The sequence below is a fragment of the Mycobacterium sp. Root265 genome, from assembly GCF_001428895.1.
Taxonomy (GTDB): Bacteria; Actinomycetota; Actinomycetes; order Mycobacteriales; family Mycobacteriaceae; genus Mycobacterium.
This window is the reverse complement of the sequence record NZ_LMJA01000015.1, coordinates 54,194-79,390: the sequence shown is the minus strand read 5'-3', so window position 1 is coordinate 79,390 and position 25,197 is coordinate 54,194. Positions and strand designations below refer to the sequence as shown.

The window sequence follows — 25,197 nt, the reverse complement described above, 5'->3', positions numbered from 1 at the left end:
TCCAAACAAAAACAACCCAGCCAAAGCCAGGTGGAATTCGAATCAGAAAAACCTGATATCCAAACAAAAGACACCAACAAACTGGCATCAAAAAAACAGCCACCCACCAACTCAGGAAGACGGGAATCCCCCCAAATGAATGGCCAAAAACAACAAACAAAAACCACCAAACACACTATTGAGTTCTCAAACAACAGACTTGCATTTGTCCGCGCCACAAACTCCGGCTTAAAAGCCGCAGTAGGTAGAGCGGGCAGTGAGAGACCCCCACGTTAATGGGTAATTCTCTCGAATTTGTCTTCGCTCTCCGGCTCTTGTCCGTGTCGCTCTGACTTGGAATAAGTTACGGCAGGGCTAACAGCGAGTCAAATCGCCAGGTCAGCTCGCGATCTGCGCAGGTCAGCGGCCTACGTCGACCGGTCCCCGGCGGTCACCCGTGCCACGCCGGCAATGTTGCGCTTGCCACGTCGCAACACCAGCCAACGGTCGTGCAAAAAGTCCGATGTCTGTGGTATCCACTCGTCGCTTTCGATGCGCACGTTGTTGACGTACACCCCGCCCTCGCCCACCGTCCGGCGTGCGTCGCCCTTGCTCTTCGACAGTCCGGTGGACACCAGCAGATCGGTGATGGCGTCCGGCCCGCCGGCCGCCAGTTCCGTCACCTGGCCGTTGCTCGCCTCCCGCAGGGCTGCGGCCAGCGTCGATTCGTCGAGATCACCGAGTTCGCCGCGGCCGAACAGCGCCTGGCTGGCCAGTTCGACGGCATCGGTGGCCGCCTGTCCGTGCACGAGTGTGGTGAGTTCCCGCGCCAGCGTCCGTTGCGCCGCACGTTCATGAGCGCGGGATTCGGTGGCCTCGCCCAGCTCGGAGATCTGCTCGGCGCTCAGGAACGTGAACCACTTGAGGTAGCCGAGGACATCGGCGTCTGCGGTGTTGAAGAAGTACTGGTACCAGGCATAGGGGCTGGTCAGCTCCGGATCGAGCCAGATGTTGCCGCCACCGGTGGATTTACCGAACTTCTTACCCTCGGAGTCGGTGACCAGCGGTGTCGTCATCGCATGCACCGTGGCGCCGCGCTTCTGCCGGACCAGCCGGACGCCGGCGACGATATTGCCCCACTGGTCGGACCCGCCGATCTGCAATCCGCAGCCATACCGCTCGTGCAGCTGCACGTAGTCGTTGGCCTGCAGCAGCATGTAGCTGAACTCCGTATAGGAGATGCCCTCGCCCTCCAGGCGGCGCCGCACGGTGTCGCGGTCGAGCATGACGTTCACCGAGAAGTACTTGCCGACATCACGCAGGAACTCGATGGCGGACAACTCACTGGTCCAGGACAGATTGTTCTCGACGATCGCCCCGGTCGGCGCATCGTCGAACTCGACGAACCGTTCCAGCTGGCCACGGATGCGCCCGGCCCAGTCGGCGACCGTATCTGCGGTCTGCATGATGCGTTCCCCGCTGTCCCGGGGGTCCCCGATCATCCCGGTGGCGCCGCCTGCCAGCACGATCGGACGGTGTCCGGCCTGCTGGAATCGGCGCAGCGTGAGCAGCGGGACGAGGTGACCGGCATGCAGGCTGGGCGCGGTGGGATCGAATCCCGAATAGACCGTGAGCGGCCCGTTGGCGAGCGCGTCCGCCAACGCGTCCCGGTCGGTCGATTGCGCGATCAGGCCGCGCCATTCCAGCTCATCGAGGATCCCGTTACTCACCTGGCCATCATCCTGTATCAGTCGCTGCCGCCCGGTACCGGAGCCCGCGGACTGCGGCGATACGCCGACACCTCGGGATGATCGGGCAGCCAGAACCGCCAGGCACGGTCCGCGGCGGTACTCACCCCGACCCTGGGGCCTTCGATCGCGTCGACCGGTGCGCCGAGCTCCAGGCGGACCGGACCGGACGCATCGAAAAGGTCGATCCCGTTGTCTTCCATGGTGATTCCGAGTGCAGAGCACAGATTTCCGGGTCCGCGTGCCAGTGCCCGCGGTGCCGGGATCACACCGCGGCGCAACCGGGCCACCGGTTCGCCGTCGTCGATGACCGCCGCGCGCAACAACACCGCGGCCGCGGCGTCCTCCCAGGCGCAGACCACGTTGGCGCAGACGTGGATGCCGTGGCTGCGATAGGTGTACATCCGGCCGGCCGGGCCGAACATCACCGTGTTGCGAAGCCGTGGCCCGCGGAACGAGTGCGACGCCGGGTCCGGCCACGGCCCGTCCGGCGGCCCTCCATAGGCCTCGACCTCGACGATCGTCGCGGTGACGTCGCGGCCGTGCAGGCGTGCGCCGAGCAGTCGACGGGCCGCCGTCACCGGATCGACCGCCAGCGCCATGGCTCCCACACAAGCGATTGTGCCTGCCCCCTTGACACCGGCGACCACCGGGCGGATATTCATCACATGATGAGTTCATCGAACGATGAATTACCACGCACGGCTGCCGAGCCCGCAGTACTGGTCGAAAACCTGCACGTCATACGGGGCAAGCGCACCGCGCTCCAAGACGTCTCGGTGACCATTCCGCGCGGCACCGTCACCGGGGTTCTCGGCCCCTCGGGGTGCGGCAAGACCACGCTGATCCGGTCCATCGTCGGCACCCAGATCATTGCGTCCGGCACCGTCACCGTGCTCGGCCATCCGGCGGGCAGCGCTCCCCTGCGCCGCCGCGTCGGGTACGTCACCCAGGACGCGACCATCTACCCGGACCTGCGGGTCATCGACAACGCCCGCTACTTCGCCTCGCTGTATGGCACCGATACCCGCGCAGCCGAGGACGCGATTTCCGCCGTCGGCCTGGACGACCATCGAACCGCATTGTGCGGCAACCTTTCTGGCGGTCAGCGCACCCGGGTGTCACTGGCCTGCGCGCTGGTGTCGCACCCCGACCTGCTGGTGCTCGACGAACCCACCGTCGGGCTCGATCCGGTTCTGCGGGTCGATCTGTGGGAGCAGTTCGACCGGCTCGCCCAGGGCGGCACCACGCTGCTGGTCTCCAGCCATGTCATGGACGAGGCCGACCACTGCGGCGATCTGCTGCTGTTGCGTGAGGGACGTCTGCTCGCGCACACCACACCCACCCAGCTACGAGAGGACACCGGATGTTCATCACTGGAGGAAGCGTTTCTGTCAGTCATCCGGCACAGCACCGCAGCGTGAGTCGCCCGTCGAGGTTCGGCCTTCGGGGATACCTGGCCACCACCGCCCGCATCCTGCGCCAGCTCGGCGCCGATCACCGCAGCATGGCGATGATCGTCCTGGTCCCCACACTGATCATCACGCTGATGTACTTCATGTTCTCCGAGGTGCCGCACCCGCTGGGCGTGCCGTCCCCGTTCAACAAGGCCTGCCTGATCATGCTCGGGGTGTTTCCGCTGGTGGTGATGTTCCTGATCACGTCGATCACGATGCAGCGGGAGCGAGTATCAGGGACGCTCGAACGGATTCTCACCACTCCGCTGCGGCGGTTCGATCTGCTCGCCGCCTACGGCACCGCGTTCTCCATCGCCGCCGCGGTGCAGGCCGCCCTGGCGTGTGGGGTCGCTTTCTGGCTGCTCGGGTTCGACACCGCAGGCAGTCCGGCCCTGGTGTTCGTCATCGCGATCGCCAATGCCGTACTGGGTGTCGGGTTGGGCCTGTTGTGCAGTGCCTTCGCCCGCACCGAGTTCCAGGCGGTGCAGTTCATGCCGGTGGTCGTCGTGCCGCAGCTGCTGCTGTGCGGAATTCTCGTCCCGCGGGAGGCGTTACCGGACTGGTTGCAGTGGATCAGCAATGTGCTGCCGGCCAGCTACGCTCTGGAAGCGTTGCAACAGGTCGGTGCGTACGCCGAACCGACCGCGATCGCAGTTCGCGATATCGCGGTGGTGATCGGTTTCGCGCTCGTCGCGCTGGGTTTGGCGGCGGCGACCCTGCGACGTCGGACCCCGTAGCCGGGAGGCCGCCGCAGTAGAGAGGAAGCCGTGACCAGCAGCGCTGAACGGAAACGTCCCGGGCGACCGCCGGGTAGCTCCGATACCAGGGAACGAATCCTGGACAGCGCACGGGAGCTGTTCGCGCGCAACGGATTCGACAAGACATCGATCCGCGCGGTCGCCGCCGGCGCCGGCGTCGACGGCGCTCTGGTGCACCACTACTACGGAAGCAAACAGCAGCTCTTCGCGGCCGCCATCGCGATCCCGATCGACCCCATGCAGGTGATCGGGCCGCTACGGCAGACCCCGGTGGATCAGATCGGCAGCGTGCTGCCGTCGATCCTGTTGCCGCTGTGGGATTCCGAGCTCGGTAGGGGCTTCATCGCGACGCTGCGGTCGCTGCTGGCGGGCGCCGACGTCGGACTGGTCCGTTCGTTCCTGCAGGAGGTCATCACCGTCGAGGTCGGCTCCCGGGTGGACAACCCGCCCGGCTCCGGGGCGATCAGGGTGCAATTCGTGGCGTCACAACTGGTCGGCGTCGTGATGGTGCGCTACATCCTGGAACTGCAGCCGTTCGCCGGGCTGGCACCGCAGATCGTCGCCGAGACCATCGCGCCCAACCTGCAGCGTTATCTCACCGGGGATCTGCCGGCGCTGCGCTGAGCAAGCGCTCATGCTCGGCATCGTCGGCAACGGGCACCGCCTCATCGACGAGCAGCACCGGGATGCCGTCCACGATGGGGTAGGCGCGCCGCAGCCTGGCGTTGTAGAGACACTCCCCCGCAACGTAAACGAGCGGACCGTGATCCTCGGGGCAGACCAGGATGTCGAGCAGCTTCGCGTCCAGACTCACCGAACTCCCGTCACCACGGCGACATGTCCCCACCCCAACCGGGTGGGATCAGCGCATTGTTTCCGTCGTCGCCGGCGACCGGCGCCCACGACGGCGCCGAGCCCCCCGAGCCCGGTGCAGGCGCAGCGGAGCCGCCACTCGCCTGTTGGTTCATCATCCGGCGCTGGTAGGACAACGTGGACTGCAGCGCATCGATGAGCGGCTTCTGGTTGGGCCGGGAGTTGAGTCCGTCGAGCAGCGCCTGGGCATTGGCCGCCGAGGGCCGGATGCCACGCTGGCGCAGCGTCATCACCTGCTCGATGAGCTTGGAGACCTGACCGCCACCGCTGCCGGTCTGGTACTGGTCGGAGATCATCATGAGTACCTGATCCGGGGAGACCCGCTGGGCGGGCTGTTCCTGAGACGATGCGTCCGGTTCGGCCGACGCCACCGGCGCCAGGCCCAGGCCCGCGACAGCCGCGGCGCCGATGAGGGCACCCGCCGTCCAGCGGCGCAGTGATGTGCCGGTCACGGAGTTCTCCGTCGTCATCTGAACCTCTCCCTTGCCGTCTCGGCGAGCCTAACAGTGCCTCCACCGCCGGGCATCACGGCTGATTGCCGATGATCTCGGCGCGCACGGCAGCCGTCATGCGCTTGTACTGCTTGGTATCGGTGTCGAAGTACCAGGTGTTACGCGATGCCTTCGGGATGCCGGCGGCGCGCAACGGTGCGGTCTCGGGCCGGTAAGACGCACCCAGCGTCATACTCGGCGCCACGTAGACCACCGCAGGCCCGATGCCGACCGGCAGTGTCCCCATCGCCTCGTTGAGCTCCGCACTGGGCAGGCTGCCACCGGGGCGCAGCGTGACCGCAGTGACGACCAGCGGTTCGCCCCGGACTTCGAGTCGGTAGGTCACCGCCAGATCCACCGCTCCGGCCCGGCTCACAGCGTCGTTGATCGCCGCGGTGAACACCGTGCCATCGGATGTCCTGATCACCGAACTGCGATTGTCGACGAGCCAGAAGTCACCGTCCTCGTCGCGAAGGAAGAGCTGCTCGGTGGACACCCAGGTGTCCGCCGGTGCGAACACGCCGCGCTTCACCGAGGCGGTCGGGTCCACCGGCCCCCGCGGGCGGGCCAGCAGCACGCCGACCTCGCCCACGTCGGCGCGGCGCACGAAACCGGAGTCCTCCTCCAAGATCAGGTCGTCGTCGACGTCGTAGGCGGCGAGTTCGACCTGCGGGCCGCCCGGCAGCGGACGGCCCTTGCTGCCGATCTTCACGCCCGCCACGTTGGAGAGCACCGCCTGGCCGTCGGTGGTCGCGAAGAACTCGACGACCTTGGCGGGCTCGAACACCTCGACCACCCGGCGCCACAGACCGGTCGGCATACCGGCGCCGATGAACAGGCGCACCGAATGGGTGCCCGACAACGAGAACGAGGGGTCATCGATGACCTCGCCGAGCATCGCCCAGGTGTAGGACACCACCGTCACGCCGTACTGCCGGATCTCGTGCACGAAACGGTCCGGGGCCAGGCCACGGGAAAGAGCGATGCGGGCGCCGCCGACCACCGCGCCGCCCAGGCTCACCAGCAGGCCGGACGGATGGTGCAGCGGGGTCAGGCAGTACACGGTGTCGCGGTTGCCCAGGTTGGCCGCCGACGCGGTACCCAGCGCGGACAACGCCCACCGGTAGTTGGTGATCTGCCGGGCGACCAGTTCGCCGTTGATGGTCGCGAACGCGACGTAGGCGAGGTCACGGGCGAAGCCGGGGTTGGGCCGGTACCAGCCCGGCAGCTCGACCCGGTCGGGATCGATCTTCTCCATGTCCACCACATCGGTGCCGTCGGCCAGGTTCAGATCGCGGGACTCGCCGCCGCCGAGCACCAACACCCGCCGGTCCAGCGTGCGCGCGATCTCCAGGTTCGCCGGGTCGGTGAGAACCTCCGCGACACCGCCCAGTCGTGCGGCCTCGGCCAGATCGGCGTCCGGGGGCATGAGCACGGCGACCGCGCCCAGTCGGGACAGCGCGGCGATCGCGACCAGCGCGCTCGGCCGGGTCTGCATCAGCACGCCGACCCGCACGCCTTGGCGCACACCGACTTCGATCAGCCCGCGCACCACGTTGTTGACCCGGCGGTCCACCGCCTCGTAGGTGTGCACGCGACCGTCGAACAGCAGGAACTCGCCGTCCGGGTGACCTTCGGCCTGCTCGGTCATGATGCGGCCCAGCGAGATCCGGGTGTGGTCGTTGATCTGGCCCAGCCGCGCGAGGCGCGGCAGGGTGCGTGCCGTCTCGACGATCAGGGTGCGCGCCGACTTGTTGGTGGCGACCACCGCACCGGCGGCCGAGCGGGCCAGATCGAAGGCCAGCTCCGAGGCGGCTGCCGCGCCGTGCGCCACCCGGGAGGTCAGCGCCACACCGGCGTCGATGGCGGATTCGGTCGGCTGGAAGCCCATCGGGGCAATATCGTCGGGCAACGTCCCGTCACCACTGCGCCACTTGACCCACGACGCCACCGTAGGCCAGGTCTGGGTGGCCGCCTTCGAACCGACGACGAGACCGAAATGCCCTGTGCGGATGAGGTATTCGTAGGTATCGGCCTTGGGCGCGGCGGACTTGATGCCACGCACCGCCGCCGGCTGGCCGATGTCGTCGACCTCGCCGATCACGGCCAGCACCGGGCAGGTGATATCGGCCAGGGTGACCAGTTCGCCGCGGATGGAGAAGCCGCCCGACATCATCCGGTTGTGGGCGATGAACTGTTTGAGCAGTTCCGAGATGGCCGGGCCCGACCAGGCGATCCAGCCCTCGGAATCGAGGAAGCGGCGCTGCTGCTCGCGCGGCAGCAGCGCGTCACGGTCGTGCAGCTGTCGCAGGAAGTCCAGACGGGCCTGAGCGGTCTTCAGCGGGTCGAGCATCTGAAACCCGGTGCGGGCCAGCCAGCCCGGGATGTCGATCCGGGAGAACACGTGGTCGGCCATGAAATTGGCGGCGACCGCGCCCACGTTCGGCGGGATGCCCATCGGCAGGGCGGCCAGCGTGTCGACCGGGGAACCGAACCCGATGATGCTGGCGAGATCCTTGGACCGGCGGTACGCCGCGGTCTGGTAGCAGAACATCCCGCCCTGCGAGTAGCCCGCGAGGTGGACGTCGCTGCCTGCGACCTCCTTGACGGTGTCGATGGCCTCGCTGAGTGCCACCACATGGTCGGCCAGGTTGCGCTGCATGCCGCCCTCGACCTGATCGGGCGAACCGAAATCGATGACCCACGGGTCCAGGCCCGCGGCGTGCAGGATGCCGACGGCGCCGTCCTCGCGGGTGACGTCCCACATATCGGCGGACATCATCATCGGGTGCACCATCAACACCGGAGGGCCGGGGGCAGCCGAACCGGGCCGGATGTCGGGCGGGAAGTACCGGCGCAACCGGTACATCGGGACGCTCTCGATGATCTGATAGGGCGAGGGGACCGCGCCGGTTTCCAGACCGCCGTACCGCAGAACTTCGATGCCGTTCTGCGCGGTGGCCAGAAGTCGGCCCACCGGTCCGGTGATCAACGAGAAATCCACCAACGCGCGCTCCCCTGAGTGAGTGACATCCAATCCCCCGATTGCCACGACATCATGGCACAGCGTTGCTGGTCGGCCGCTGCGAATCTGCGGCGGGGAGCCGCCTAGCCTGGTGGGGACATGGCGCATCTTCTCGGGGCTGAGGCCCTACATCTGCAATACCCGACCAAAGTCGTTTTCGATGCGGTGTCCCTCGGCGTGAACGAGGGCGACCGGATCGGCATCGTCGGCCGCAACGGCGACGGAAAGTCCAGCCTGCTGGCCATGCTGGCCGGCCGCGTCACGCCTGATTCCGGCCGGGTCACCGTGCGCGGCGGCGTCCGGGTGGGCGTACTGGATCAGGCCGACACCCTCGATCCCACGGACACCGTCGGGCACGCCGTCGTCGGCGACACACCGGAGCACGAATGGGCCGGTGACCCGCGCGGCCGCGACGTCATCTCCGGGTTGCTGGGCGGCCTGGCCTGGGACGCGGTGCTCGGCACCCTCTCGGGCGGGCAGCGGCGCCGGGTCGCGCTGGCCCAGCTGCTGGCCGGGGATCACGACGTCCTGGCGCTCGACGAACCGACCAACCATCTCGACGTCGAGGGCATCACCTGGCTGGCCGAGCATCTGAAACGGCGTTGGTCGCCCTCCTCGGGCGGGCTGCTGGTGATCACCCACGATCGCTGGTTCCTCGACGAGGTGTGCACGACGACGTGGGAGGTGCACGACCGCATCGTCGAACCGTTCGACGGTGGGTACGCCGCCTACATCCTGCAGCGGGTGGAACGCGATCGGCAGGCCGCATCGAGTGAGGCCCGCAGGCAGAATCTGGCCCGCAAGGAATTGGCCTGGCTGCGCCGCGGTGCGCCTGCGCGCACGACCAAGCCGAAGTTCCGCATCGATGCGGCCAACGCGTTGATCTCCGATGTTCCCGAGATCCGCGACAAGGTGGCCCTGCAGTCGCTGGCGGTGACCCGGCTGGGCAAGCAGGTCGTGGATCTGCTCGATGTGTCGGTGAGCTACGCCGACCGCGAGGTGCTCAAGCAGGTCGAGTGGCGGGTGGCGCCCGGCGAGCGGACCGGCATCCTCGGTGTCAACGGTGCAGGCAAGTCGACGCTGCTGGGTCTCATCGACGGTTCGGTGCAGCCGACCGAGGGCCAGGTCAAACACGGCAAGACGGTACAGATCGCGACCCTGACCCAGGGCGTCGACGAACTCTCCGATCATCTCGACGATCCGGTGCGGGTGGTGCTGAGCCAGCTGGCCACCACCTACACCGTGGGGGCGGGTTCCAAGGCTCAGGAACTCACCCCGGGTCAGCTGTTGGAACGCCTCGGATTCGCCAGTGCCCAGCTGTCCACACCGGTCAAGGATCTCTCCGGCGGCCAGCTACGGCGCCTGCAGCTGCTGCTCATCCTGCTCGGGCAGCCCAACGTGCTGATCCTCGACGAGCCGACCAACGACCTGGACACCGACATGCTGGCCGCGATGGAGGATCTGCTGGACTCCTGGCCCGGCACCCTGATCGTGGTCAGCCACGACCGGTACTTCCTGGAACGGGTCACCGATCAGCAGTACGGCATCCTCGGCGGGCATCTGCGGCACCTGCCCGGCGGCGTCGACGAGTACCTGCGGCTGCGGGCCTCACACGAGGCGACCACCGGTGCCGCGGCACCCAAATCGGGGCCTCAGACCGGCAACCCGGTCTCCGGTGCCGATCTGCGCGCGACGCAGAAGGAGATCGCGGCGATCGAGCGCAAGCTGATGAAACTCGACGGTCAGATCAAGGAGGCCCAGCGCCGCCAGGCCGAGCACGACCAGGGTGACTACGAAGGGCTCAGGACACTGACCGCCGGCGTCCGCGAGCTCGAAGCCGAGGTCGCCACGCTGGAGGAGCGGTGGCTCGAACTGTCCGAGTCGCTCGGCTGACCCTCCGGGTCTCTACGATGAGGCCGTGCGATACGTCCTTGCGCCGCTGACGCTGTTCGTGCGCTACTTTCCCCAGTTGCTGGCCTGTTATCTACTGGGGTACCTCGGGAGAACCGGAGCCATCGAGTGGGCCGCCCGGGTCGGCTACGACAACGACCTCTGGGCATCGCTGATCATGCCCCTGGCCGGTATGGCGCGGCTGGGGTCCTATGTGGCGATGTTCCTGGTGATCCGGCCCGGCATTCCGGCACTCGCCGGGCTACCGACGCGTTCCGCCCGCCAGATCGACATCTTCGCGACCATCATCGTGCCGTTTTTTGCGATCTACCTGGCGTGGCAGATGTTTCGGGAGGACTGGCTGGATTTCGAGTACCGCGCCGTGCCCTACCGGGTGGGCAAAGCGCTCACCACGCCCGGCACCGAGATCGACCCGCAGATGTTGCCGGTGGGCACATTGACCTTCGTGATCATCGGCGCTGCCCTGGTGGCACGCTTCGCCCTCGGCCGGTTCAAGGATCGGCTGCCGCCCTGGCTTCTCCCGATCCAGGTATACATGGACGCCTTGTGGGTGTTCCTGGTGTTGACCTTCTCGGCCAGCAAGGGCCTCACGATCCTGATCAATCCGTCGGCCTGGTTGGCGGAGCGGCGAATCGTGGTGTGGTTCAACGAGACCAAGGACAGCGTGTTTTCCCAAGTCGAGTTTCTGGGGTCGTTGTGGAAAGGCGTCACCTGGGCCGTCGGCACCGTCTTCGGCGGCGCAGCGGTACCGCTGATCTGGCTCGCCGTGGCCTGCATCGTCTACGGCGCGACGGCGAAGGCGGACTGGCACGCAGAGGCGCGACGGTTGGGCGGTGATCGGCTGGGTCGCTGGTTCGAGCGCACAGCGCCGACGCGCACGCAGTTGAGCAGCCGGTGGAAGCGCGTTCCCGGCAAGGTACGCACCGAGGTGCGCGACCAGTTCACCGGCCAGATCGGCAAGTTCAAGCCGATCACCGACTCCGCACATGTGATCGCGGCGGGCGGCCTGCTCGCCATATCGCTGTACGTCCTGGGATACCTCGCACTTGCCTGGTTGGACGTGTTCGGTAGCTTCTTCCGAGCGCAGATCGGGTCGGGCTACCTGCTGCGCGGGATGAGCTGGCTGCTCGGTCCGCACGACATCACGTTCTGGTTCGGCACCTGGGATGCGCTGGCGCTGGTCTCGCACTCAATCATCGAGCCGCTACGGATCTGTCTGATCGCCACGACGCTGGCCTGGTGCGTGGAACGCTGGAACGCCAAGGCGTCAGCCGCTACAACTGCAGCCGAATCAGCAGTGAACCGCTCGAATCCCTGATATCGATTGCCGTCGGTTCGGCGCTCGCGGGGATCATGGCTGTCCACGGCATAGAAGTCGCCTTACCGCACGGTGGGCCGTCCACACGCCACGACCGCTCACCTTCCACGAGATAACCGACGCAGCCGAATCCTGCTTCTGGCGGGCCTGAACGTTCGACGACCACATTCATCAGCACGGTGCCTTCCGGTAGCCGCGCGCCGTAGCCGGGTCGCTCGGTAGACCGGCTGACATTGCGCACTCGCCAGGTTTGCCCGTCGACATCGATCGGTTCGTCGGCCATCGCGGTGTGGGCCGGCCGCACCGTGCGCTGGTAGTCCTGCCAGTAGGGATGCAGGATGAACGTGGTGCTCACCGACACAGCGGCCGCAGCCACCGCGGCGCCAACCAGGTTGCGCTTCCAGAGCGTCATCGTCAGGTGCCCATTTGCGTCGGGGGTCCGATGACGATCAGGTCGCTACGGCTGACACGTGAGTCATCCAGCGGAATATCCACCACCAACCGGGAGTCCATGCGCCCATCACTGACCCACACTCGCAAACTCATGCGCTGCCCACGTTGCGCCACCAGCTCGGCGGGCACATCGAAGACCCACGAACTGCGCGTCGCGATTCCGGGAGTGAGCGAGCCCGCCAGCGGCAGCACGCCGAGTCGGCTGGTCGGCACGTAGGTGTTCGGCCCGACGACGAGTTCGACGCGGGGCACCGCATCCGTGCGGGTTGCCATGGCCTCGCTGTCGATGGCAACCCAGGTCCCCAGCGCATCCAGTGTCGGCGAGCGGAGGCGCTCCGTGCGGATCTGTGGAGCGATCCGCGCTCCGGTGACCGTCGCCGCAATGTCACGGCCGGTGGCCTGCTGACCCATCACCGCGTCGACATCGAACGGGCCGTACACGTCATCGGGGGTCGGCAGGTTGTGCCATAGCAGGGCCGCAGCCCCGATCGCCGAGGCTGTGGCCGCGGCCCGCACGACCCGACGCCAGTTCAGCCTTCTCATCGTGGACGTCCGACCGGGACGGTGAGCCGGCCGTAGTCGGTGACGCTCCGCACCCAACCCTGCCCATAGGTGGCATTGAGCCGTTCGACTTCCTTCCAGATGTGCACCTGCAACTCGGCGCCGATCGAAATCGCGTTCGCCGGAACATCCCAGAGGAGAACGACCTGGTCGGTGAGTCCGGGGCCGAGCGCCCCGGTCAGGGTTCCGTCGGCCAGCCTCATGGCGGAAAGGGCGTGGATGTCTGGTATGCCGACCAGATCCACCGGTTTGTCCATGAACCCCGGCAGCGTGCTGGTGTTACGCGCCGTTGCCACCAGACCGAGAAAGCGGCGTCCTGGCCGCTTCCCGGCTATCAGACGATCGCCCGCCCGCACCTCGTCGACCAGCGTGGCGCGCTGCACCGTCATCTCGAATCGGCCGGTGTCGAACGGCTCGCCCACTGTCAGGTCGGTGACCTGCTTGTTCACCGTGTCCAGCCCGCCGAACGCCGCGGTGGTCACCAGCACGGCAACCAGTCCTGCTCGTCGCCACTCCTTGAGACCCCAGCCCGCGAACCATTGACGAAGACGTCCGGTGACTGTGGTGGCGGCGCTCCCCCGAGCCGGTTCCATGGCTGCAGATGCTACCTAGCGCAGCTTGATCCGGAGTTCATCGGCGGTGTCACGCACCACGCCGAGCTGGCGGGCCACCTGGATGGGCGCGGTGCCGCCGCGGGCGTCCCGCGAGTCGACCGAACCGGCGATGGTCAGCACCTCGCGCACCTGGGCGGTCAGACCCGGATGGATGCCGGCCAGTTCGTCATCGGCGAGTTCCTCGAGTCCGACCCCGCGCGCCTCGGCCGCCTTGACCGCCGCCCCGGCCGCCTCGTGCGCGACCCGGAACGGAATACCCTGTCGCACCATCCATTCGGCGATGTCAGTGGCCAGCGTGTAGCCCAGCGGAGCCAACTGCGCCATCCGATCGGTGTCGAAAGTCAGCGTGCTGACCAGTCCGGCCATCGCGGGCAGCAGCATCCGCAGCTGCGCCACCGAGTCGAATACCGGTTCCTTGTCTTCCTGCAGATCCCGGTTGTAGGCCAGCGGCTGCGCCTTCAGGGTGGCCAGCAGGCCGGCCAGATTCCCGATCAGCCGCCCGGACTTACCGCGCGCGAGCTCGGCGATATCGGGGTTCTTCTTCTGCGGCATGATCGAGCTGCCCGTCGACCAGGAGTCGTGCAGCTTCACGTAGCCGAATTCGGTGGTGCTCCACAGGATGATGTCCTCGGCCAGCCGGGACAGATCGACTGCGATCATCGCGAATACGAACGCCGCTTCGGCTGCGAAATCCCGTGCAGCAGTGGCGTCGATCGAGTTCTCGGCAGCCGAATGGAAGCCCAGCTCGTCGGCGATGGCATCCGGATCCAGCCCCAGTGACGAGCCGGCCAGCGCACCGGAACCGTACGGCGACACCGCGGTTCGCTTGTCCAGGTCGACGAGCCGATCGGCGTCGCGCAGCAGCGGGTGGGCATGTGCCAGCAGGTGGTGAGCGAGCAGGACAGGCTGCGCGGACTGCAGGTGCGTCTTGCCCGGCATGATCGCGGTCGGGTGCGCAGCGGCCTGGGTGCTCAACGCGGCCGCCACATCCAGGACCCCGGCACCGACCGCTTTGATGGCGTCGCGCAACCACATCCGGAACAGCGTGGCGACCTGGTCGTTGCGGGACCGGCCGGCGCGCAGCCGACCACCCAGCTCGGCACCGACCCGGTCGATGAGGCCGCGCTCCAGCGCTCCGTGCACGTCCTCGTCGGTCGGCAGCGGTCCGAAGCTGCCGTCCGCGACGTCCTCACCCAGGCTGTCCAGGCCGGCCAGCAAGCCATCGCGTTGCTCGTCGGTGAGCAGCCCGGCGTGGTGCAGCACCCGGGCGTGCGCCTTGGAGGCGATCACGTCATAGGGCGCCAGCACCCAGTCGAAGTGCGTCGACTTGCTCAGCGCGGCAAGGGCATCGGAAGGCCCATCGGCGAACCGCCCACCCCAGAGGGACCCTTCGTTGGTGCTCACAACCCGAGATCGCGCTTGGCCGAGATCTTGCTGGACAGACCGTGCACGTGCACGAAACCCTTGGCCGAGGACTGGTCGAAGCTGTCGCCCTCGTCGTAAGTGGCCAGGTTGAAGTCGTACAGCGAGGTCGGGCTGCGCCGGCCGTTGACCGCGATGTGGCCGCCGTGCAGCACCAGCCGGATCTCGCCGGTGACATGCTCCTGGGTGTGCGCGACGAAGGACTCCAGCGCGCGCTTGAGCGGCGAGTACCAGAGGCCGTCGTAGACCAGCTCGCCCCACTTCTGGTCGGTACCGCGCTTGTAGCGGCCGAGTTCGCGTTCCAGGGTGACGTGCTCGAGTTCGGTGTGCGCGGTGATCAGCACCATGGCGCCGGGTGCCTCGTAGATCTCGCGGCTCTTGATGCCGACGAGGCGGTCCTCGACGACGTCGAGCCTGCCGACGCCCTGGGCACCGGCACGCCGGTTGAGCTCCTCGATGGCCTGCAGCACCGTGACCGGCCGGCCGTCGATGGAGGTCGGCACACCCTTCTCGAAGCCGACGACGACCTCGTCGGGAGTGCTCCAGTTGATGGTGGGGTCTTCGGTGTAGTCGTAGACGTCCTTGGTGGGCGCATTCCAGAGGTGCTCCAGGAAGCCGGTTTCCACCGCGCGGCCCCAGACGTTCTGGTCGATCGAGAACGGCGAGCGCTTCGTCACATTGATCGGGATGGCGTTCTCCTCGGCGAAGGCGATGGCCTTCTCCCGGGTCCACGCGTAGTCCCGCACCGGGGCCAGCACCTTGAGCTCGGGCGCCAACGACGCAAACCCGACCTCGAAGCGGACCTGATCGTTGCCCTTGCCGGTGCAGCCGTGCGCGACGGTGCCGCCCTTGTGCTCGCGGGCGGCGGCCACCAGGTGCTTGACGATCAGCGGGCGGCTGATCGCCGACACCAGCGGGTACCGGTCCATGTAGAGCGCGTTGGACTGGATGGTCGGCAGGCAGTACTCGTCGGCGAACTCATCGCGGGCGTCGACCACGACGGCCTCGACGGCGCCGCAGTCCAGCGCTCGCTGCCGGACGACCTCCATGTCCTCACCACCCTGGCCGAGGTCGATGGCCACGGCCACGACCTCACGCCCGGTCTCCTTGCCGATCCAGCTGATCGCGACCGAGGTGTCCAGACCGCCGGAATACGCCAGGATGACGCGCTCGGACATGCAAAATCTCCTTTTCTAGAACTGCTCTACTTCAAGTTTTCGAACATGATCGCGAGCTCGGCACCGGTCATCGGCTCACGCGCCATCACGAAGATGGTGTCATCACCGGCGATGGTGCCGACAACCTGGGGCAACGATGCCCGGTCGATGGCGCTCGCGAGGTAGTGCGCCGCCCCCGGCGGAGTGCGCAGCACGGCGATGTTCGCGCTGGCATCGGTGGATACCAGCAGTTCGCCCAGCAGCTTGGTCACCCGCTCGGTGCCACCGGAGACCCCGCGCACCGGGCTGCCGTCCTCGGGGACGACGTAGACGCCGACGCCGCCGTCGGCGCCGCGCAGTTTCACCGCTCCGAGTTCCTCCAGGTCCCGCGACAGGGTGGCCTGGGTGACCTCGATGCCCTCCGCGGAGAGCATCGCAGCCAGCTCACCCTGACTGCTCACCGCATTCGCGGAGAGCAGGGTGACGATGCGGGCCTGACGGCCGACCCGGGTCGGTGAACTCATGATGTCAGGCACGCTCCAGCAGCCACGCCAGCAGCGCCTTCTGCGCGTGCAGCCGGTTCTCGGCCTCGTCGAAGACGGCGCTCTGCGGCCCGTCGATCACCTCGTCGGTGATCTCGTGGCCGCGGTGCGCCGGAAGACAATGCAGGACAACGGCTTCCGGATCAGCAAGTTTCAATAATTCGGCGTTGAGCTGGAACGGGCGGAACGGGCGCACCCGGTCCAGACCGTCGTTCTCCTGACCCATCGACGTCCAGGTGTCGGTGACCAGCACGTCGACACCCTCGGCGGCGGCCTTCGCGTCGTGGGCGAGGGTGACCGTCGCACCGGTCTCGGCGGCACGGCGCTTGGCGGCGTCCACGAACGACGGGTGCGGTTCGAAACCGGCGGGCGCGGCGATCGTCACGTTGATACCGGCGGTCACCCCGCCCAGCATCAGCGAGTGCGCCATGTTGTTGGCACCGTCACCGAAGTAGGTCATCGACAGACCGTGCAGTGCTCCCTTGCGCTCGGCGAGTGTCTGCAGATCGGCCAGCACCTGGCAGGGGTGGAACTCGTCGGACAATGCGTTGACGATGGGCACCGTCGACCCGGATGCCATGGCGGCCAACCGTTCCTGGGCGAAGGTGCGCCAGACGATGGCGTCGACGTAGCGGGACAGCACAGCGCCGGTGTCCTCGAGGGTCTCCTCGCGGCCGAGCTGGGTGCTGCGCCCGTCGACGACGACGGCGTGCCCGCCGAGTTGGGCGATGCCCATCTCGAAGGAGAACCGGGTGCGGGTCGAGTTCTTCTCGAAGATCACCGCGACACCGCGCGGGCCCTCCAGGGGCCGGCGGCTGAACGGCGAGGTCTTCAGCGCGGCGGCCAGCGCCAGCACCTCGGCCTGTTCATCGGGTGTCAGGTCATCGTCGCGCAGAAAGTGTCTGGTCACTTGGCTCCCTTGTCGAGCACCGCGGGCAGTGCGGTGAGGAATTCGTCGATCTGGGTTTCGGTGATGATCAGCGGCGGAGCCAGCCTGATCACATCGGCTGCGGCGGCATTGACCAGGAACCCGGCGTCACGCGCGGCCGTCTCGACTGCTTTGGCCTTTTCGGCGGTCAGCACGATGCCCAGCAGCAGGCCCTTACCCCGGACATGGCTGACGAGCGGGTGGTGCAGTTCCTCGACGCCGTGGCTGATGGTCTTGCCCAGCACATCGGCTTTCGCGACGAGGTCCTCGGCGGCAAGTGTCTTCAGCACGGCCAGCGCGGCGGCGGTGCACACCGGATTTCCCCCGAAGGTGCTGCCGTGCAGTCCCGGGGTGAGCAGGTCAGCGGTGGCGCCGATGGCCAGGCAGGCCCCGATGGGCAGTCCGCCGCCCAGGCCCTTGGCCAGGGTGACGATGTCCGGGGTGATGCCGTCGTGCTGGTGGGCATAAAAGGTTCCAGTACGGCCAACCCCCGTCTGCACCTCGTCGAGGACCAGCAGTGTGCCGTGCGCAGCGGTGATCTCGCGGGCTCTCGCCAGGTAGCCCGGCGGGGGGACGACGACGCCGCCCTCCCCCATGATCGGCTCCAGGAAGACCGCGGCGGTCTCGTCGGTGACGGCGGCTTCGAGAGCCTCGGCGTCCCCGTAGGGCACGAAGGTCACCTCACCGGGCAACGGCTCGAAGGGTGCCCGTTTGGCCGGCTGGCCGGTCAGCGCCAACGCCCCCATCGTCCTGCCGTGGAATCCACCTTCGGCGGCAACGAGTTTGGTGCGCCCGGTGAGCCTTGTGATCTTGAAGGCGACCTCGTTGGCCTCGGTGCCGGAGTTGCAGAAGAAGGCCCGCGCGGGATGGCCGAGGTGATCGACGAGCTTTTCGGCCAGAGCGATCCCCGGCTCGGTGGCATACAGGTTCGACGTGTGCCCGAGCGTGTTGAGTTGCGCGGTGACGGCCTCGATGACGGCGGGATGGCGATGGCCGAGCAGGTTGACCGCGATGCCACCGAGCAGATCCAGATAGCTCTTGCCGTCGGTGTCGGTGACCACGGCGCCGTCACCGGTGGCCAGCGCCAGCGGCGGGGTGCCGTAGTTGTTCATCATCACCGCTTCCCAGCGGTCTTGCAGTGCCTGTTGCCCCATGTCACTTCGCTCCTGCCCGCCGGATCTCATGTCGCGCCCACCACCTTGGTTCCGGTTCCTTCATCGGTGAAAAGCTCGACCAGCACGCAATGTTCGACGCGGCCGTCGATGACATGCGCGCTGGGCACCCCGCCGTCGACTGCCCGCAGACAGGCCTCGATCTTGGGGACCATGCCGGATTCCAGCTTCGGCAGTAGTTCGGTCAGAGCGGCACTGTCGATCTCGCTGACCAGCGAGTTGCGGTCCGGCCAGTCGGTGTACAGGCCTTCGACATCGGTGAGCATCAGCAGCTTCTCGGCGCCGAGCGCCTCGGCCAGCGCGGCGGCGGCGGTATCGGCATTGATGTTGTGCACGATGCCGACGACGTCCGGAGCGATGGTGGACACCACCGGGATACGGCCCGCGGCAATGAGATCCAGCAGCGACCCGGCGTTGACACTCTCCACGTCGCCGACCAGCCCGATATCGGTGGCCACCCCGTCGACGGTGACGCTGCGCCGCACCGCGGTGAACAGCTGCGCATCCTCGCCGGTGACGCCGACCGCGTACGGGCCGTGGGCGTTGATCAGCCCGACGAGTTCGCGGCCGACCTGACCGAACAGCACCATGCGGGCCACGTCGAGCACCTCGGGTGTCGTGACGCGGAAGCCGCCCTTGAAATCGCCTGCGATACCCAGTTTCTTGAGCATGGCGCTGATCTGCGGGCCACCCCCGTGCACCACGACGGGACGGATACCGCAGTTGCGCAGGAACACCATGTCCGAGGCGAAGGCGCGCTTGAGGTCGTCGTCGGTCATGGCGTTGCCGCCGTACTTGACCACGACGATCTTGCCGTGCAGTTGTTTGAGCCAGGGCAGCGCCTCGGCGAGGACCGACGCCTTGGTCTGGGTCGTGGTCATGAGCTGTACGCCGAGTTCTCTTCGACGTACGCATGGGATAGATCGGTGGTCCTGATGGACGCGGTCGCATCGCCGGCGAACAGCTCGATCAGCACGTCGACCTCGTCACCGGACAGGTCGACCTCGCGGGCGCCGGGTGCGCCGGTGCCGTCGATGCACACCGGTGAACCGTTGAACGACACGCTGATTCGCTGCGGATCCAGAGCCACCGGAGCGATACCGACGGCGGCCAGCACCCGGCCCCAGTTGGGGTCGGAGCCGAACAGCGCGGTCTTGACCAGGCTGTCGCGGGCGACGGCCCGGGCGGCGGTCAGCGCCTCGTCCTCGCTGGCGGCGCCGGCGACGGTGATCGAGATCCGCTTGGTGACGCCCTCGGCGTCGGCCTGCAACTGCGCGCAGAGGTCATCGCAGACGGCCAGCACCGCGGCGTCCAGGTCCTCCTGGGTGGGCGTGACCTCGCTGGCACCGGAGGCCATCAGCAGCACGGTGTCATTGGTCGAGCAGCTGCCGTCGATGTCGAGGCGGTCGAAGGTTCGCCCGGTGGCCCGCCGCAGCGCGGTGTCCAGAGCGACCGGGTCCGCCACTGCGTCGGTGGTGATGACCACCAGCATGGTGGCCAGTGAGGGCGCGAGCATGCCGGCGCCCTTGGCCATCCCGCCGATGGTCCAGCTGTCCGCGTGCAGCGCAACCTGTTTGGGCACGGTGTCGGTGGTCATGATGGCTCGCGCGGCTTCCTCGCCCCCGGTGAGCCCGCCCGCCATCTCCTGCACGATCTCGGCGACACCGGCCAGCACCTTGTCCATCGGCAGCCGGTCACCGATCAGCCCGGTGGAGCAGACCGCGACCTCGATGGCGCCCGTCTCGGTGCCCCAGTCGCTCAGTGCCGCGGCCACCGCCTCCGCGGTGGCATGAGTGTCCTGGAAACCGCCCGGGCCGGTGCAGGCGTTGGCGCCGCCGGAGTTGAGGATGACCGCGCGCAGGTGGCCGGTGGTGAGCACCTGCTGTGACCATTGCACCGGGGCCGCTTTGATCTGGTTGCGGGTGAACACCCCGGCGGCATGGTGGTCGGGGCCCTCGTTGAACACCAGGGCGAGGTCCAGCGCGCCGGATGCCTTGATACCGGCCCGGATTCCCGTCGCACGGAAGCCGGCAGGCGCCGTCACACCTTGACTCCGCACGAGCTTCGGGGTCGGATGGTTCGCTTCGCGTGCTCCGCTCACGGTGCCACTCCCACGGTCGACAGTCCTTCGGTTTCGGGCCAGCCCAGGGCCAGGTTCATCGATTGCACGGCGGCGCCGCCGGTGCCTTTGGTGAGGTTGTCGATGGCGCAGATCGCGACCAGCACGCCGGCCCCTTCATCGACGGCCACCGCCAGCTGGGCGGCGTTGCTACCGATGACCGATCCGGTCTTGGGCAGCTGGCCCTCCGGCAGCAGATGGACGAACGGTTCGGCGCCGTAGGCCTTCTCGTAGGCGGCGCGCACCTCGGCCTCGGTGGCCGATGTCGGCGCAGTGCAGGTGGCCAGGATGCCGCGGGAAGTGGGGATGAGCACGGGTGTGAAGGACACCGTGACGTTCTTGTCGGTGACCTTGCGCAGACCCTGGGCGATCTCCGGGGTGTGCCGGTGCTTGCCTGCGATGTTGTACGCGCGTGCCGATCCGATGACCTCGGCGCCCAGCAGGTCGACCTTGGCCGACTTGCCCGCGCCGGAGGTGCCGCTGACCGCGACGACGGTCACGTTCGGTTCGACCAGATCGGCCGCGACAGCCGGCAGCAGTGCCAGCAGCGCGGAGGTCGGGTAGCAGCCGGGCACCGCGATGCGGGTGGCGCCCGCCAGCGCTTCCCGGCCGCCGGGCAGTTCGGGCAGGCCGTAGGGCCAGGTGCCCGCGTGCGCGCTGCCGTAGAACTTCTCCCAGTCGGCCGCGTCGTCGAGCCGGAAGTCCGCACCGCAGTCGATGATGACGGTGTCGCCGAGTTGCGTGGCGAGTTCGGCGGAATGCCCGTGAGGAAGGCCGAGAAACACGACATCGTGGCCGGCAAGCAGTTCGGCGTCGGTGGGCTGCAGTATCCGGTCGGCCAGCGGCAGCAGGTGCGGGTGATGCTCACCGAGCGTGCTGCCCGCGCTCGCCGCGGCGGTGAGCGCACCGATGGTCAGGCGACCGTCCGCGTAGGCAGGGTGGCCGAGCAGCAGGCGCAGGATCTCTCCGCCGGCGTACCCACTGGCACCGGCGACGGCTACGGAGGTCATGGGTCTGATTTTTGCATTGTTATGCAGTCAGATGCAAACCCATTAGTTTACGGGGCGGCGAGCAGACATAAATGGCCGCTCTCTGCCCTGTTTTCGAGGCCATTTGCGTCTGCTCGCGGGACCTAATCAGGCGCGCTGCACCGCTCCCACCCGTTCGACCGCGGCGGCCACCGCAGCCTCGCGCGATGCGCTGGCCTCGTCCTCGGTGAGGGTCCGGTCGGTGGCGCGGAAGCGCAGCGCCAGGGTCAGCGACTTGCGCCCCTCCCCGATCTGCGGACCGGTGTACACGTCGAACAACCGGACGTCCTCCAGCAGCTCGCCGGCACCGTCGCGCACCGCGTCGACCACCGCAGCGGCGGCGACGTCCTCGGCGACGGTGAGGCTGATGTCCTGGAACACCGCAGGGAAGGGCGAGACCGCGGGTGCGGGCAGGCGTTCCACGATCGGGATGGCGTCGAGGTCCAGTTCCACCGCGCAGGTACCGGCCGGCAGACCCGCCCTTTCGATGACCGCGGGATGCAACTGTCCGGCGTAGCCGATGGTCAGGTCGCCGATGAGAACCTCGGCGCACCGGCCGGGGTGCCACGGCAGTTCCTGGGCGGCGCGCAACGTGAACTCCACCCCGACCGCACGACTGATCACCTGGACGGCCTCGAAGGCATCGGCGGCCTGCACCGGCCGGCCCGGGCCCCACGGCCCGGCGGGCTCGCGCAGACCGGTCAGGACCACCGCGACATGCTCGGGCTGACTCGGCAACGACCCGTCCAGCCCCGCGATCTCGTCGGCGGTGGGACGGCGGTCGGTCGGGATGCGTTCCACCGCGCGGGTCTGCGGGGTGGCCAGCGCGACGTCCGCGATGGCGAACAGGGCGGTATCCACCGCGCCGCGGGACACGTTGCGTGACAACGCCTCCAGCAGCCCCGGCAGCAGGGTGCTGGCCAGGTGCGGCCGGTCGTTCTCCAGCGGGTTGAGCACCGTCACGACGGAGCGACGCGGGTCATCGGCGGGCAGCCCCCAGGTGTCGAACACCCCGGCCGGCAGGAACGGCGTCGGCAGCACCTCGACATAACCGTTGAGCGCCAACGATTTGCCGAGGGCACGGCGGCGCTTCTGCACCGGAGTCAGGCCGCGCCCGGGGGGCGCCAGCGGCAGCACCGACGGAATGGCGTCCAGGCCCTCCAGGCGCAGCACCTCTTCGACCAGATCCGCGGGTTCACGAAGGTCGGTGCGCCAACTCGGCGGTACGGCGGTGATCTGGGCGTCGGTCTCGGTGACCACAGCGCCGATCTGGGCGAGCCGTCGCGCCGCGACGCCGGCCGGGTAGCTCACGCCCGCAACGCGATCCGGCAGATCCACGGGCATGCTCACCGCCGGCGGGGACCAGTCCTCGCGCGGCGGGTCACCCCGCCAGTCGGTCAGGGTGGGATCGACGGTGCCACCGGCGATCTCGGCGAGCAGGGTGGCGCAGTAATCCAGGGCGGCCACCGAGATGGCCGGGTCGACGGTGCGCTCGTAGCGGCGACCGGCCTCGCTGGCCAGCCGCAGCCTGCGCTGGGTGCGTGACACTGCCGCCGGATCCCATACCGCGGCCTCCAGCAGCACGTCGGTGGTGGAATCGCGGACCTCGGTGGTGCCCGCGCCCATGACGCCGCCGATCGCCGCGGTCGCGACATCGTCGACGATCAGCACGTCGCCGTCGTTGAGGGTGCGGGTGACGTCGTCGAGAGTGGTGACCTTCTCCCCCGCCTCGGCGAACCGCACGTTGAACGGGCCGGTGATCAGCGACCGATCGTGTGCGTGCATGGGGTGACCGAGCTCGAGCATCACATAGTTGGTGACGTCGACCGCGGGCGAGATGGCACGGATACCGGACAGCAGCAGCCGACGCTGCAGCCACCACGGTGAGACCGCGGACGGGTCGATACCCGTGACCGGACGCAGCCCGAATCGCAGCACACCGGTACCGGGCTGCACGACCACTGGCCACGCCTCACCCTCGACGGGCAGCGGCGGGATATCGGCGGGATCGACGAACTCCAGGTCGGTGGCACAGGCGATCTCGCGCGCCATACCGCGCATCGACAGGCAGTAACCACGGTCCGGGGTGATCGCGAGGTTGAACACCACATCGTCGAGGCCGACGACGTCGATGGCCGAGGCACCCGGTTCGGCGGTGCCCGGCGGCAGCACCAGGATCCCGGAATGGTCGCCACCGAGGTTCAGTTCGGATGCCGAACAGATCATCCCGTCCGAGGTGCGACCGTAGGTCTTGCGCTTGGCGATGGTGAAATCACCGGGCAGGACGGTGCCGGGCAAGGCCACCACGACGAGATCGCCGACGGCGAAGTTGCTTGCGCCGCAGACGATATCGCGAGGCTCCGACTCGCCCACGTCGACCTTGCAGGCCCGGATGGGCTTCTTGAACTCGGTGAGTTCCTCGATCTCGGCGACCCGGCCGACAGTCAACGGGCCGGTGACGGGACCGACCGGGATGATCTCCTCGACCTCGTGGCCGATGCGGATGAGCGTCTGTTCGAGGTCGGAGACCGACATATCCCAGCCCGGCGCACCCGCCCGGACGGTGTCGCGCAACCAGCTGTAGGGAACGCGCATCAGGCACCCACTCCGAACGGCAGGGAGAACCGCACGTCACCCTCGACCATGTCCCGCATATCGGGGATGCCGTTGCGGAACTGCAGAGTCCGCTCCAGTCCCATCCCGAACGCGAAGCCCGAGTACTCGGCGGGGTCGATTCCACAGGCGCGCAGCACATTTGGATTGACCATGCCGCAACCACCCCATTCCACCCAGCCCGGTCCGCCCTTCTTGTTCTCGAACCAGACATCGACCTCGGCCGAGGGTTCGGTGAACGGGAAGAAGTGCGGACGGAACCGAGTCCGTCCAGCAGGGCCGAATTCGGCGCGGGCCAACGCATCCAGCGTGCCACGCAGGTTGGCCATCGTCAGTCCCTTGTCCACGGCGAGCCCCTCCACCTGATGGAAGACCGGCGTGTGGGTGGCGTCGAGTTCGTCGGTGCGGAAGGTGCGGCCCAGCGAGATGATGTACACCGGCAGTTCGCGTTCCAGCAGGGCCCGGATCTGCACCGGCGAGGTGTGCGTGCGCAACACCTGCCGCGAACCGTCGGGCGCGATCTGGAAGGTGTCCTGCTCGCTGCGGGCCGGGTGATCCGGCGGGAAGTTCAGTGCGTCGAAATTGAACTGCTCTGTTTCGACCTCGGGCCCTTCGGCCAATTCCCAGCCCATCGCGACGAAGGTGTCGGCGATGCGCTCGGTCAACAGGGTGATCGGATGACGGGCCCCGATCGGCTGCCGGGTCGAGGGCAGCGTGACGTCGATACGCTCGGCCACCAGCACGGCCGCGTCGCGTTCGATGCGCAGCGCCGCCAGCCGGTCGTCGTAGGCCTGCTGGGCCTCGGTGCGCGCCACGTTCACCCGCTTGCCGGCATCGGCGCGCTCGGACTTGGGCAGCGAGCCCAGCGCCTGACGCGCCAGCGCGATCGGCGACCGATCGCCGAGGTGTTCGGTCTTGGCCCGGGCCAGCGCATCCAGGTCGGCGGCCGCTTCGAAGGCCTGCCGGGCCGCGCTCACCGCGTTGATCAGGCCTTCTTCTGAGAGCTCCGCCACCCGGCGATCATAGGC

24 protein-coding genes are annotated in these 25,197 nt (G+C 67.9%); 6 read left to right on the top strand and 18 right to left on the bottom strand.

Features of this window, described 5'->3' with window-relative positions; genetic code table 11:
• On the top strand, window positions 1-276 hold a 276-nt coding region (locus ASE48_RS33415; RefSeq protein WP_235571225.1), incomplete at its 5' end, for a hypothetical protein.
• 131 nt (window positions 277-407) lie between these two features.
• Here the strand turns inward: ASE48_RS33415 and tyrS are convergent.
• A complete protein-coding gene (tyrS, locus tag ASE48_RS15610) occupies window positions 408-1,709 on the bottom strand; it encodes a tyrosine--tRNA ligase (RefSeq protein WP_057168022.1) in 1,302 nt (433 codons plus the stop codon).
• 17 nt (window positions 1,710-1,726) lie between these two features.
• On the bottom strand, window positions 1,727-2,338 hold the full coding sequence (locus ASE48_RS15605; protein ID WP_057168030.1) for a DNA-3-methyladenine glycosylase: 612 nt from the start codon (window positions 2,336-2,338) through the stop codon (window positions 1,727-1,729).
• Window positions 2,339-2,395: 57 nt separating this feature from the next.
• Here ASE48_RS15605 and ASE48_RS15600 point away from each other — a divergent pair, with 57 nt between their 5' ends.
• The 3 genes from ASE48_RS15600 to ASE48_RS15590 are packed head-to-tail and all read left to right on the top strand — an operon-like array spanning window position 2,396 to window position 4,566.
• On the top strand, window positions 2,396-3,151 hold the full coding sequence (locus ASE48_RS15600) for an ABC transporter ATP-binding protein (RefSeq protein WP_057168021.1): 756 nt from the start codon (window positions 2,396-2,398) through the stop codon (window positions 3,149-3,151).
• A complete protein-coding gene (locus tag ASE48_RS15595; RefSeq protein ID WP_057168020.1) occupies window positions 3,094-3,921 on the top strand; it encodes an ABC transporter permease in 828 nt (275 codons plus the stop codon). The genes ASE48_RS15600 and ASE48_RS15595 overlap by 58 nt, the downstream gene beginning before the upstream one ends.
• Before the next feature lie 30 nt (window positions 3,922-3,951).
• Complete coding sequence (locus ASE48_RS15590) at window positions 3,952-4,566, top strand: TetR/AcrR family transcriptional regulator (protein WP_057168019.1); 615 nt, start codon at window positions 3,952-3,954, stop codon at window positions 4,564-4,566.
• Here ASE48_RS15590 and ASE48_RS15585 read toward each other — a convergent pair.
• Genes ASE48_RS15585 through ASE48_RS15575 form a run of 3 tightly spaced genes read right to left on the bottom strand, consistent with a single transcriptional unit; the run spans window position 4,538 to window position 8,310 of the window.
• Window positions 4,538-4,756: a Trm112 family protein gene (locus tag ASE48_RS15585; protein ID WP_057168018.1), complete on the bottom strand. Its 219-nt coding sequence runs from the start codon at window positions 4,754-4,756 to the stop codon at window positions 4,538-4,540. The two genes, ASE48_RS15590 and ASE48_RS15585, sit on opposite strands and share 29 nt — an antisense overlap.
• 10 nt (window positions 4,757-4,766) lie before the next feature.
• Window positions 4,767-5,285, bottom strand: coding sequence for a hypothetical protein (locus tag ASE48_RS15580; protein WP_057168017.1), 519 nt, complete (start codon window positions 5,283-5,285; stop codon window positions 4,767-4,769).
• Between the two features lie 55 nt (window positions 5,286-5,340).
• A complete protein-coding gene (locus ASE48_RS15575; protein ID WP_057168016.1) occupies window positions 5,341-8,310 on the bottom strand; it encodes an acyl-CoA synthetase in 2,970 nt (989 codons plus the stop codon).
• Window positions 8,311-8,430: 120 nt separating this feature from the next.
• Between ASE48_RS15575 and ASE48_RS15570 the strand changes: the two genes are divergently transcribed.
• Together ASE48_RS15570 and ASE48_RS15565 are read left to right on the top strand one after the other, a co-directional pair.
• On the top strand, window positions 8,431-10,224 hold the full coding sequence (locus ASE48_RS15570) for an ABC-F family ATP-binding cassette domain-containing protein (protein WP_057168015.1): 1,794 nt from the start codon (window positions 8,431-8,433) through the stop codon (window positions 10,222-10,224).
• A gap of 25 nt (window positions 10,225-10,249) precedes the next feature.
• Entirely contained in the window at window positions 10,250-11,560 is a 1,311-nt protein-coding gene (locus ASE48_RS15565) for a hypothetical protein (protein ID WP_057168014.1), read from the top strand.
• Here the strand turns inward: ASE48_RS15565 and ASE48_RS15560 are convergent.
• From ASE48_RS15560 to pheS, 13 genes are all read right to left on the bottom strand, one after another.
• The gene (locus ASE48_RS15560; RefSeq protein ID WP_057168013.1) at window positions 11,517-11,972 is read right to left on the bottom strand and encodes a hypothetical protein; all 456 of its coding nucleotides are present in this window, start codon (window positions 11,970-11,972) and stop codon (window positions 11,517-11,519) included. The genes ASE48_RS15565 and ASE48_RS15560 overlap by 44 nt on opposite strands.
• Before the next feature lie 2 nt (window positions 11,973-11,974).
• Window positions 11,975-12,556, bottom strand: coding sequence for a hypothetical protein (locus ASE48_RS15555; protein ID WP_156409217.1), 582 nt, complete (start codon window positions 12,554-12,556; stop codon window positions 11,975-11,977).
• Complete coding sequence (locus tag ASE48_RS15550; protein ID WP_156409216.1) at window positions 12,553-13,167, bottom strand: hypothetical protein; 615 nt, start codon at window positions 13,165-13,167, stop codon at window positions 12,553-12,555. The genes ASE48_RS15555 and ASE48_RS15550 overlap by 4 nt, the downstream gene beginning before the upstream one ends.
• A gap of 15 nt (window positions 13,168-13,182) precedes the next feature.
• Window positions 13,183-14,592: an argininosuccinate lyase gene (gene argH / locus ASE48_RS15545; RefSeq protein ID WP_057168010.1), complete on the bottom strand. Its 1,410-nt coding sequence runs from the start codon at window positions 14,590-14,592 to the stop codon at window positions 13,183-13,185.
• Window positions 14,589-15,788 carry an argininosuccinate synthase gene (locus ASE48_RS15540; protein WP_057168009.1) on the bottom strand — a complete coding sequence of 400 codons (1,200 nt, stop codon included), beginning with the start codon at window positions 15,786-15,788 and terminating at the stop codon, window positions 14,589-14,591. Before ASE48_RS15540 ends, argH begins: the two co-directional genes overlap by 4 nt.
• 26 nt (window positions 15,789-15,814) lie before the next feature.
• Window positions 15,815-16,291 carry an arginine repressor gene (locus ASE48_RS15535; RefSeq protein ID WP_082614216.1) on the bottom strand — a complete coding sequence of 159 codons (477 nt, stop codon included), beginning with the start codon at window positions 16,289-16,291 and terminating at the stop codon, window positions 15,815-15,817.
• A 4-nt stretch (window positions 16,292-16,295) separates the two neighbouring features.
• The gene (gene argF / locus ASE48_RS15530) at window positions 16,296-17,219 is read right to left on the bottom strand and encodes an ornithine carbamoyltransferase (protein ID WP_057168008.1); all 924 of its coding nucleotides are present in this window, start codon (window positions 17,217-17,219) and stop codon (window positions 16,296-16,298) included.
• Window positions 17,216-18,391, bottom strand: a complete 1,176-nt coding sequence (locus ASE48_RS15525; protein ID WP_200962167.1) for an acetylornithine transaminase — start codon at window positions 18,389-18,391, stop codon at window positions 17,216-17,218. Before ASE48_RS15525 ends, argF begins: the two co-directional genes overlap by 4 nt.
• Window positions 18,392-18,417: 26 nt before the next feature.
• Window positions 18,418-19,290, bottom strand: coding sequence for an acetylglutamate kinase (gene argB / locus ASE48_RS15520; RefSeq protein WP_057168006.1), 873 nt, complete (start codon window positions 19,288-19,290; stop codon window positions 18,418-18,420).
• Window positions 19,287-20,510, bottom strand: a complete 1,224-nt coding sequence (gene argJ / locus ASE48_RS15515) for a bifunctional glutamate N-acetyltransferase/amino-acid acetyltransferase ArgJ (RefSeq protein ID WP_057168005.1) — start codon at window positions 20,508-20,510, stop codon at window positions 19,287-19,289. The genes argB and argJ overlap by 4 nt, the downstream gene beginning before the upstream one ends.
• Window positions 20,507-21,538 (bottom strand): N-acetyl-gamma-glutamyl-phosphate reductase, encoded by a 1,032-nt coding sequence (gene argC, locus ASE48_RS15510; RefSeq protein ID WP_057168004.1) that lies wholly within the window; start codon window positions 21,536-21,538, stop codon window positions 20,507-20,509. The genes argJ and argC overlap by 4 nt, the downstream gene beginning before the upstream one ends.
• A 126-nt stretch (window positions 21,539-21,664) precedes the next feature.
• A complete protein-coding gene (pheT, locus tag ASE48_RS15505) occupies window positions 21,665-24,151 on the bottom strand; it encodes a phenylalanine--tRNA ligase subunit beta (protein ID WP_057168003.1) in 2,487 nt (828 codons plus the stop codon).
• Entirely contained in the window at window positions 24,151-25,182 is a 1,032-nt protein-coding gene (gene pheS, locus ASE48_RS15500; RefSeq protein WP_162264236.1) for a phenylalanine--tRNA ligase subunit alpha, read from the bottom strand. The genes pheT and pheS overlap by 1 nt, the downstream gene beginning before the upstream one ends.
• Between the last annotated feature and the right edge of the window lie 15 nt (window positions 25,183-25,197).

What these genes read in the sequence shown, in the direction of transcription:
- ASE48_RS15600 (WP_057168021.1), top strand. Translation starts at nt 2,396, where the DNA reads ATGATGAGTTCATCGAACGATGAATTACCACGCACGGCTGCCGAGCCC.
- ASE48_RS15595 (WP_057168020.1), top strand. Translation starts at nt 3,094, where the DNA reads ATGTTCATCACTGGAGGAAGCGTTTCTGTCAGTCATCCGGCACAGCAC.
- ASE48_RS15580 (WP_057168017.1), bottom strand. Translation starts at nt 5,285, where the DNA reads ATGACGACGGAGAACTCCGTGACCGGCACATCACTGCGCCGCTGGACG.
- ASE48_RS15570 (WP_057168015.1), top strand. Translation starts at nt 8,431, where the DNA reads ATGGCGCATCTTCTCGGGGCTGAGGCCCTACATCTGCAATACCCGACC.
- ASE48_RS15560 (WP_057168013.1), bottom strand. Translation starts at nt 11,972, where the DNA reads ATGACGCTCTGGAAGCGCAACCTGGTTGGCGCCGCGGTGGCTGCGGCC.
- ASE48_RS15555 (WP_156409217.1), bottom strand. Translation starts at nt 12,556, where the DNA reads ATGAGAAGGCTGAACTGGCGTCGGGTCGTGCGGGCCGCGGCCACAGCC.
- ASE48_RS15550 (WP_156409216.1), bottom strand. Translation starts at nt 13,167, where the DNA reads ATGGAACCGGCTCGGGGGAGCGCCGCCACCACAGTCACCGGACGTCTT.
- ASE48_RS15540 (WP_057168009.1), bottom strand. Translation starts at nt 15,788, where the DNA reads ATGTCCGAGCGCGTCATCCTGGCGTATTCCGGCGGTCTGGACACCTCG.
- ASE48_RS15535 (WP_082614216.1), bottom strand. Translation starts at nt 16,291, where the DNA reads ATGAGTTCACCGACCCGGGTCGGCCGTCAGGCCCGCATCGTCACCCTG.
- ASE48_RS15525 (WP_200962167.1), bottom strand. Translation starts at nt 18,391, where the DNA reads ATGGGGCAACAGGCACTGCAAGACCGCTGGGAAGCGGTGATGATGAAC.
- argB (WP_057168006.1), bottom strand. Translation starts at nt 19,290, where the DNA reads ATGACCACGACCCAGACCAAGGCGTCGGTCCTCGCCGAGGCGCTGCCC.
- argC (WP_057168004.1), bottom strand. Translation starts at nt 21,538, where the DNA reads ATGACCTCCGTAGCCGTCGCCGGTGCCAGTGGGTACGCCGGCGGAGAG.
- pheT (WP_057168003.1), bottom strand. Translation starts at nt 24,151, where the DNA reads ATGCGCGTTCCCTACAGCTGGTTGCGCGACACCGTCCGGGCGGGTGCG.